The organism is Bradyrhizobium sp. 21 (genome assembly GCF_023073335.1).
Lineage (GTDB): Bacteria > Pseudomonadota > Alphaproteobacteria > Rhizobiales > Xanthobacteraceae > Bradyrhizobium.
Window position 1 is genome coordinate 28,967 of sequence record NZ_JADPJG010000003.1, and the last position, 8,770, is coordinate 37,736.

Annotated in this window: 7 protein-coding genes; 2 read left to right on the forward strand and 5 right to left on the reverse strand. The window is 64.4% G+C overall.

Translation table 11 applies throughout. The features are described from left to right. Window positions 1-42 precede the first annotated feature (42 nt). Entirely contained in the window at window positions 43-1,314 is a 1,272-nt protein-coding gene (locus IVB31_RS05180) for a DUF892 family protein (protein ID WP_247319495.1), read from the forward strand. Between the two features lie 104 nt (window positions 1,315-1,418). On the opposite strand, the gene IVB31_RS05185 is transcribed toward IVB31_RS05180, so the two are convergent. Together IVB31_RS05185 and IVB31_RS05190 are read right to left on the reverse strand one after the other, a co-directional pair. After that, window positions 1,419-4,535: a DEAD/DEAH box helicase gene (locus tag IVB31_RS05185; protein WP_247320357.1), complete on the reverse strand. Its 3,117-nt coding sequence runs from the start codon at window positions 4,533-4,535 to the stop codon at window positions 1,419-1,421. 482 nt (window positions 4,536-5,017) lie between these two features. Continuing rightward, window positions 5,018-5,278: a hypothetical protein gene (locus tag IVB31_RS05190; RefSeq protein WP_247319497.1), complete on the reverse strand. Its 261-nt coding sequence runs from the start codon at window positions 5,276-5,278 to the stop codon at window positions 5,018-5,020. A gap of 121 nt (window positions 5,279-5,399) precedes the next feature. Between IVB31_RS05190 and IVB31_RS05195 the strand changes: the two genes are divergently transcribed. Continuing rightward, entirely contained in the window at window positions 5,400-6,131 is a 732-nt protein-coding gene (locus tag IVB31_RS05195) for a DUF3750 domain-containing protein (RefSeq protein WP_247319499.1), read from the forward strand. A gap of 146 nt (window positions 6,132-6,277) precedes the next feature. Here the strand turns inward: IVB31_RS05195 and IVB31_RS05200 are convergent, their stop codons facing one another. From IVB31_RS05200 to IVB31_RS05210, 3 genes are all read right to left on the reverse strand, one after another. Further along, window positions 6,278-6,562, reverse strand: a complete 285-nt coding sequence (locus IVB31_RS05200) for a DUF2934 domain-containing protein (protein WP_247319501.1) — start codon at window positions 6,560-6,562, stop codon at window positions 6,278-6,280. 103 nt (window positions 6,563-6,665) lie between these two features. Continuing rightward, entirely contained in the window at window positions 6,666-6,827 is a 162-nt protein-coding gene (locus IVB31_RS05205; RefSeq protein WP_247319502.1) for a DUF2934 domain-containing protein, read from the reverse strand. Between the two features lie 228 nt (window positions 6,828-7,055). Further along, a partial coding sequence (locus IVB31_RS05210; RefSeq protein ID WP_247319504.1) for an FAD-dependent oxidoreductase occupies window positions 7,056-8,770 on the reverse strand: 1,715 nt, incomplete at its 5' end.

Genomic DNA, 8,770 nt, shown 5'->3' on the forward strand with positions numbered 1-8,770 from the left:
AAGCATCTCTTCCCTGTCCTCCCAGCACCCGAGAGTCCTCCCATGTATCACCACGTCAAGAAACTGATGTTCACCGTTCGCGTCGACGAGCCGGATCCGCGCTTTGGCAACATGCTGCTGGAGCAGTTCGGCGGCGCCAATGGCGAGCTCGCCGCCGCCATGCAGTACTCGATACAGGGGTTGAACTGCGAGGATCCCGATCGCAAGGACCTGCTGATGGACATCGGCACCGAGGAACTCAGCCATCTCGAGGTGGTCGGTACGCTGGCGCGGATGCATCTCAAGCCGTCGAAGTTCGACCGCCAGGCGGCCGAAGCCGATCCGCTGATCGCGATCGCGGGCGGCGGTGGGGTCAACCTGTTCAACTCCCAGGGAAATGCCTGGACCGCCGACTATCTGAAGATCACCGGCGAGCTCGACGTCGATCTGCGCAGCAATATCGCGGCGGAGGCGCGGGCCAAGATCGTCTACGAGCGGCTGATCAATTTCTGCGACGACGCCGGCAGCAAGGACGCGCTGCAATTCCTGATGACCCGCGAGATCACGCATATGAAGGCGTTCGCGCTCGCGCTCGAGAGCATGGGCAAGCCGGCGTTCAGCATCGGCCGTATCGCGCCAACGCCCGGCCTGGTGGACCAGTTCTTCAACGATTCCACCGGCGCCGGCGACCATGGCGAGATCGACACGCGCGGGCCCTGGAACGAGGGCGGCGACTGGGTCTTCACGGACTCGCCGGCGATCCAGGCGGGCGAGCCGGGTCCGGCAACGGCGATCGTCACCGAGAGCTCGCCGCCGGCGGACGAAGCCGGTCTCGGCGACCTGCTCGTCAACGAGCTGCGCGATATCCTGCATGCCGAGAAGCAGTTGACCAAGGCACTTCCCAAGATGGCGGAGGCTGCCCGCTTCGACCAGTTGCGCGAGTTGTTCGAGCAGCACCTCGCGGAGACGGAAGCCCAAATCGAGCGCATCAACGAGTGCTTCGAAATGCTCGGAAAATCCGCCCGTGCCAAGCCCTGCAAGGGAATGATGGGTCTCGTCGAGGAAGGCCAGGAGATCATGGCCGAAGGCGAGGACAAGGAGGACGCGGCGGCCGACCTCGCCTTGATCGGCGCGGCCCAGCGCGTCGAGCATTACGAGATCGCGGGCTATAGCACGGCACGCAACCTCGCCCAGCAGCTTCGGCATAGTGCCATCGTCAGCCTGTTGTCGAAATCGCTGGCCGAGGAGGAGAACGCCGATCAGCTCCTCAACCAGGTGGCCCGCTCGTTGATGTCGGTGGCGAAAATGCCGTCGGCGGTCGAGCAGACCGAATGAGCCCTAGAGCATGATCCGGAAAAGTGTGAAGCGGTTTTCCGAAAAGATCATGCTCAAACACTATCCTGGAGCGCGACGACGATTTATCCCAACCTCATCGCGCTTCAGGCGTCCAGCAGGTCGAGAAACTCCTCGACCCGGCTGAACGGGTCCTCGTCGCGGCGGCCTGAATAGACGACGCGGTCGCCGTCGCGCTGGAGCAATCGCGCCTCGGACTTTCCCCTGGATTTCCGCAGCCGCCCCGGCAGGAACGTCGCGGCGACGGCCTCCGGCCCAACATCGAGCCTGACGATGCCGCGCCGCTTGCAATCGATCCGGAGCCTGGCGGCGGCGATGAAGTCACGAGCCTCCGGCGGCAGCCGGCCGAAACGGCGTGAGATTTCCTCTTCCAAATCCTCCAGATCGTCGTCGCTCCGGCACCTGGCGGCGCGCCCGTAGATCTCTAGCCGGACTGCTTCCGATTGCACGTAACCTTCCGGCAGCATGTCGGCCAGCGGAAGATTGAGATCGGGCACCCACAGATCGGTACCGTTGTCGCTGGTACGCTCGGAGGCGAGCTTCAGAAGGTGACTGTAGAGCACGGGTCCGAACACCTGGACGTGCCCGGACTGCTGTTCCGAGAACAGATCGCCGGCGCCCCTGAGGTCGAGGTCGCGCTCGCTGATGGCAAAGCCGGCCCCTGGCTTGCTGAACTCCTCCAGCACCGCCAAACGCTTCTCGGACTGCTCCGAGGTCGATTCCGTCAGCAGATGGGCGAAGGCGCGCGTGCCGCCACGGCCCACCCGTCCCCTAAGCTGATGGAGCTGCGCCAAACCGAACTTTTCCGGCCAGCACACCACGATGGTGTTCGCGCGCGGAATGTCGAGACCGCTTTCCACGATATTGGTGGCCAGCAGCACGTCCGCTTCGCCGTCGACGAAACTCATCATCCGGTCGTCGATCTCCTCGACGGGCAATCTGCCGTGAAGACAGACGATGCGCAGCTCCGGCGCCACCGATTGCACCCGCGCCAGCATCGGCTCCAGATCCTGGATGCGCGGACAGATCAGGAAGCTCTGCCCGTGCCGCCTGCGCTCGCGCAGCAGCGCCGCGGCAATGGCAGCCTCGGACAGCGGTGCGATCCTGGTCACGATGGGAAGGCGGTGAACCGGCGGCGAGGCGATCACGCTGAGATCCCTGAAGCCGGCAAGACCCGCGGCGAGCGTGCGCGGGATCGGCGTGGCGCTCATCCAGAGCGAATGGGCCCCCTTTGCCAATCCTGACAGCTTCGCCTTTTCCGCCGCGCCGAAATGCTGCTCCTCGTCGATGATGACGAGGCCGAGATCGGCGAACTTGACGTCCTTTGCGCTGAGCGCCTGCGTGCCGACCACGACTTTCAGCCTGCCGTGCTTGAGCCCTTCTTTCGTCTCTCGCGTCTCCGGGCCTGAACTGGCCCGCGACAGGCTTCCCACCTCGATCCCCAGAGGGCCGAACCGTTTGCGGAAGGTTTCGACATGCTGCCGGGCCAGCACGGTTGTCGGCGCCGCGATGGCCACCTGCTTGCCGGACAACGCCACCGCCGCGGCCGCCCGCAGCGCCACCTCGGTCTTGCCAAATCCGACGTCGCCGCAGATCACCCTGTCCATGGGATGGCCGGCGGCGAGATCGTCGAGGACGTCCTGAATCGCCTTGGCCTGGTCGGGCGTCGTGAAATAGGGGAAACGCGCGACGAATTTTTCGTAGTTCGCCCCCGGCGGCACCAATTTGGGTGCGCGCCGGCGGCGGCGCTGGCTGATGTGTTTGGCGAGCGCCTTGGCCGCCACCTGAATTTCCGCTTCCGCCGCGGTGCGCCGCGCCCACCAGCTGCTGCCGTCCGCCTTGTCCAGCGTCAGCTTGCCGGGCTCGCCGGCATAAGGCCAGATCACGGCAAGATCGCCCGGCGGAACGAGCACGGCGTTGTCGCTCGCAAACTTGAGCCGGATCATCTCGCGCCGCGATCCCCGCCCCATGTCGAGGGTCTGCAAGCCGTCGAGCACCGCGAGCCCGCGTTGCAAATGGACGATGGCCGAGCCCTTCTCGGGTACGTCAGGATGGTCGAAAGCCGGGTTCCAGGCGCGCGCCATCGGCTGCGGATGATGGGCGCGGCTGCCGAGCACGTCGGACGCAGTCACGACGACCAGGGGCTTTCGCCCCGCGCCAATGAAACCCGCGTCGAAATCGGCCAGCAGCGCGCCCTCGCGGCTCCGTCCCTTCGCTATCTCGCTCCAATCGGCGAGGCGCTCCGCCTTGATGCCGCTCATGCGCTCCATCGCGCGAAGATCGTCCTCGACCGCCGCGACGAACAGCAGCCGCGATCCGCCGCGCTGCATGTCGTCGACGAAGGCGCGAAGCGCCTTGCGTGGCGACGCCAGCTTCGAGAATTCAGGCGTCGAGATGAAGGCGGCCTTGCGCGGCAGCACGCTGATGCGCTTCTTCAGCCGCGTCCAGTCCGCCCGCCCCAGATATTCGCGCTCCGCATCCCTGCGCCCCGCGGCTTCCTCGATCGTGCCGAGCCAACTGTCGGCGTGGGCCGACACCCCGGCATCCGCGATCCATCGCGCACGACTGCAATAGTCCGGCAGCGTCGCCCGCTGTCCGCGCGTCGCTCCCAGCCCGATCCGTTCGGACATGGGGTCGATGGTCAATTCCCTGGTCTCGTAGAGGACCGCGTGCTCGATCGGATCGACGGCGACGATCTTGCGGATCTTTTCGCCGGAATGCTCGATCCGGAATGGAGCCAGCGCGCCGGCGGGAAACACTTCGAAGGTCTTCCCGTGGAACAGGACGCCGCCGGGATACTCCGCCTCTTCGTCGAGATCGTAGCCGAGCGCTTCCAGCCGCGTCTCCAGTTCGGGCTCAGAATAGTCCGCACCAAACTTCAGCGTGAGGCTCGACCGCGACCAGCTCGCCGGCAACGGCAGCCGTTCCATGATGGCTTCGGCGGTCGATACCAGAAAGACCGGCTTCTTGGCCTTGGCAAGGCGCCGCAGCACCGCGCTGCGCCGGCCCGCGATCTCGCGGGACGGCTCGAGGCCGTCGAAGGGCAGCGTGTTCAGGCGCGGAAACACCAACACCTCGACGTTAGGATCAAGGGCATGGATCACGCCGCCGAGCCGCTCCGCCCTGCTCTCGTTCTCGCAGAGAAAGACGAGGCCGTCGCGGCCGGACGTCTCCCATTGCTCGAGCAGATGCAGCGCCAGCATGCCGAGAGGCGACGAGGACGCAATTGCGGAACGCGACGCACTCTTGCTTTTCGAGCTCTCGGCTTTCGAGGCCTTGCTTTTCGAGGCCTTGCTTTTCGAGGCTTGGCTTTTCAAGGCTTGGCTTTTCAAGGCTTGGCTTTTCGAGGCTTGGCTTTTCGAGGCTTGGCTTTTCGAGGCCTTACTCTTCAAAACTTGCTTTTTCGGGCCCCACTTTTTCAAGCCCTGGCTTTTTGTCTTTATCACGCCGGTCGTGGCCCGGGCTTTCCTGGTGGGCGCCAATTTGTATCCAACTTTGTTTCGCACATGGAGGCGAGCGTCGACGAGCCCTCCCGCCGAGCTCCGTCGATAACGCGCCTCGGGCCTGAGCGCCCAATGAGGTCATTACAATTTTGTAATTGCGTTGAAAAGCAGAGACGCGAGGCGAAGGCAAGTGGCCTGAACGGGCACAAAGGCTGACTGGCAGAAGGCTGATTGCCCGAAGGCTATTGCAGGACCTTCGGCAGCACCACGACCACGTCGACGCTTTGCGCCAGGATCTGCGACGCGACCACGGCGAGGTGATGCGAGAACTCGTCCTCGATCTCGGTCGCGCAGTCTTCGTCGCAGGCAATGGCAAACAGCAGATTGCCATCGATTTCGTCGAACCGGATGCCGGCGAAGAGGCGATCGAAGGTTTCGGCGCCCGCGATGAACGCGATTCGCGCCTGGATGGCCTGGTCCTCGACGAGTGAGAGCTTCCTCATCGCCGCAAGATATAGGCGCACCTTCCGAATGCAAGAGCAGGAGAGCGCTGGCGCGACGTGCCTTGCGAACTATATTGGTGGCATCGCCCCGCCTGACCGCCGTTTGCCCTTGAGGAAATTCTTGATTATCTTCCTGCTGCTGATCTTCCTGCCGATCGGCGTGTCGGCCGGCCGTTATTATTTGCGCGGCGACGGCCGCGGCAATTGGCAGACGGCGGATCGCTCCAGCGCCGGCCTGCTGCCGTCCGCCGCCGCCAATCCGGACGCGCGGATCCGTGTCTTCGCCGCGCGCACGGTGCGCTGGCGCAGCATTTTTGCCGTCCACACCTGGATCGTCGTCAAGGAGAAGGGCGCCGCCACCTACAGCCGATACGACTACACGGCATGGGGCGACCCGATTCGCAGCAACGGCTTTGCGGCCGACGGCCGCTGGTTCGGCGCCATGCCGGAAACGGTGGTCGCCGTCGACGGCGCGCGGGCCGAAGCGCTGATTCCGAAGATCCGTGACGTCATCGATAATTACCGGTTCCGCGCTTATGGCGATTACAGCGCCTGGCCGGGACCGAACTCCAACACCTTCGTGCAGGCGGCGCTGGACGCCGTGCCCGAGCTGCGCGCCGTGCTGCCGCCGACCGCAATCGGCAAGGACTATCCTTATAGCGGACGCTGGGCCGGCATCACGGCGTCAGGCACCGGCCTCTACGCCTCGCTGTCGGGCTATCTCGGCATGACGGTCGGCTGGGTCGAAGGGGTCGAGATCAATGTCCTCGGCGCGGTGCTCGGCATCGACATCCGCCGCCCCGCGCTGAAGTTTCCAGGCATCGGACGCCTCGGCATCGCCGCCGGCGCGTAGGCAATGACGGCTGATATCGTCATTCTTGGACGCTGGTGGAGTGGTGCTCGCTTTCTCCGCGTCATTGCGAGCGCAGCGAAGCAATCCAGAATCGTTCCGCGGCGGCGGACCGGATTGCTTCGCTGCGCTCGCAATGACAACGGCTATCATTCCTCCGAGGCGCCCGAACGCTTGCCTTCTTCGCGCTCCTCTTCGATCTGCCGCTCCGCTTCGAGCCAAAATTCCTGGTCGCGATCGGCCGGGCGACCGGCCTGCTCCCACAGCTCGTACGCACGCGCTCGCACCTTGCCGCGCCGCATCATGCGAAAGAGCTTTTGCTTCAGCTCCTCAGCGAAGGTCCTGAATCGCTGAACAGTGGTTTCGTCCTTGACGAGCGCTGCCGCTCGCGTCGCGAGTTCGATCTGGTGCTCTATCTTTTTCTGCTCATCCACCGCAAAAATCGCTGTAGGGCTGCCTCGCAGCCGGTGCTGCTGTTCAGACCCTCAATTCTTTCTGGAAGGCTCCGTTCCGCCGTGGAACAGCACGTTCTGGCGGTCACAGCGTATCCGGCGTCCGCATCGTGTTCGACTTGTCCTCATTGCGCAGCTCTTGCTCGGCCGCGTGCCAAAACTCGTCCTCGCGGCCTTCCGGCTTGCCAGCTTGCTCCCACAGTCGGTGCGCGCGGTCTCTGACGTCTTGCTCGGTCGGCTCAGGCATTGCATCTCCTGCTACGAAGCACGGCCCCACCCTGGGGGGTATAGGGGGCTTGGAGGCGGGGCCGTGCAGACCAGCAATCGGCGGCAACGCTGGCCTGCGGAGTCAAGCCTCGATCAGGCGCAAGAGTTCCTAGCGCGTAGCAGCGATCGCTCAACTCGAACGCAGCCCTCGCCGCCTCAACTATCTTTGGCCGCCCTCTGTCCGTGCCAGCCGTCGAACGAGCAGCTGTCAATCGCTTCCTGGCTGCCCTAAAGCGCCGGCGGCATGCATCGCCGCGCACCATCCGAATGCCATCGCCGGTCCAATCATCGTGCCCGGTCCCGGATAAGTCCCGCGAAAGATCGAGGATGAATCAGTACCGACGGCGTAGAGCCCGGGTATGACCGACCCACGGCGAGACAAGACCCGGGCGGTTGAATCCGTGCATAAGCCGGCGCTGCTCGCGAGATCCGACGGCCATACTGCGACGGCATAGTATGGCCCGGGACCGATGCGCCGCAGGCAGGGGTTTGGCCTGGTGAGGGGATCACCATTGAACCGGTTCAACGCGCTCGAACCGCGGCCGAAATCTTCGTCCACACCGCTCTCGGCATGGCGATTGTATCGCTCAACCGTTCGAGCAAGCTCACCGCCGTCGACACCGATTTCTTTGGCCAATGCTTCGATCGTGTCGCCCGCTACCAGATATCTGGCCTTCAAAAACTCGTCCAAATCCCTGGTCCCGGGATGAACGAGACCGATGCCATAGGCCCCGATAAAGGCGCGATCGCAAACCAGGAAAGCCGGCGTCGCCAACGGGGAAGACGCGTTGGAACGCAACATCGCTTCCACGAAGTCGTGATAAGAGTCGGCTTCATTCACGAAACGGCGGCCCGATCTGTTCACCGCAAGCAGTCCCGGCTTGGCACGATCGAGCATGATGTGGGGGAACACCGAGACGTGGCCGTCCGATTGCGTCATGACTGAGCTCGGCATCCACAGAGCGGGGCTGTCGAGATCGCCCTCTATGACCGCGTCGACGCGTTCGGCCGCAAGCATGCCGTCCCCGGTATTCGACGAAGGCGCGAGTGAGAACCGGCGCGCGGCCTCCGGAAAAAACCTTTCGCGGAGTTCGCGGCTCCAGCCAATGCCCCCGGTTGCCAATACCACGCCCTTGCGGGCACGTATCGCCAGCGCTCCGGACGGTGAGGCGAAGACCGCCCCAACGACAGCGTCGCCGTTGCGGATGAGTTCGCTGAGCTCAGTCTCATATCGCAGATGGACGCCAGAGCGACGGAGGCTGTCAAACAACATCGCGACGAGAGCGTTGCCCATGATCAGACGCGTTCCGCGCCTGTAGCGAAGCCGATCGAACAAGTGCCGACCGAGCAGACCAACGACATGCCTGAAGTTCGTCCAGTTGCGGAACGGCGCCAACAGCGCCGGGATGTCCGCCTTTCCGACCATCATGCCGCCGAGGATCATGAACTCTCTCCGCGGGGGCCGGATGCGGTCGAAGTCTTTGCCAAGCTTGCGGCCATCGAACGGAACGGCGCCGAGGGCGCGGCCGCCGATCGCTGCACCGGGAAGATTCTTGTAGTCGGGGTGTACCGGAGGCGCGGCGAACCGGACGCTCGTCTTCTGCGCGAGATAGTCGAGCATGATGGGACCCGCCTGGAGGAACGCATCCACACGCGCGTCCGCGACGTGTTCGCCGAGCAACGCTTCAAGATAGACCCGTGCCGCCTCGGTCGAGTCTGGCGTCCCCGTATGCCGTCCCTGCCGATTGCCCGGAATCCAGACGGTGCCCGCGGAGGTCGCGGTCGTGCCGCCAACCGTGTTCGACTTCTCGCAAAGGATCACGTCGAGCCCTTCGAGGGCAGCCACCAGCGAGGTCGTCATGCCGGCGGCACCCGCCCCGACGACCAGGAGATCGGTCTCGACGTCCCAGGAGCGATCGGCTT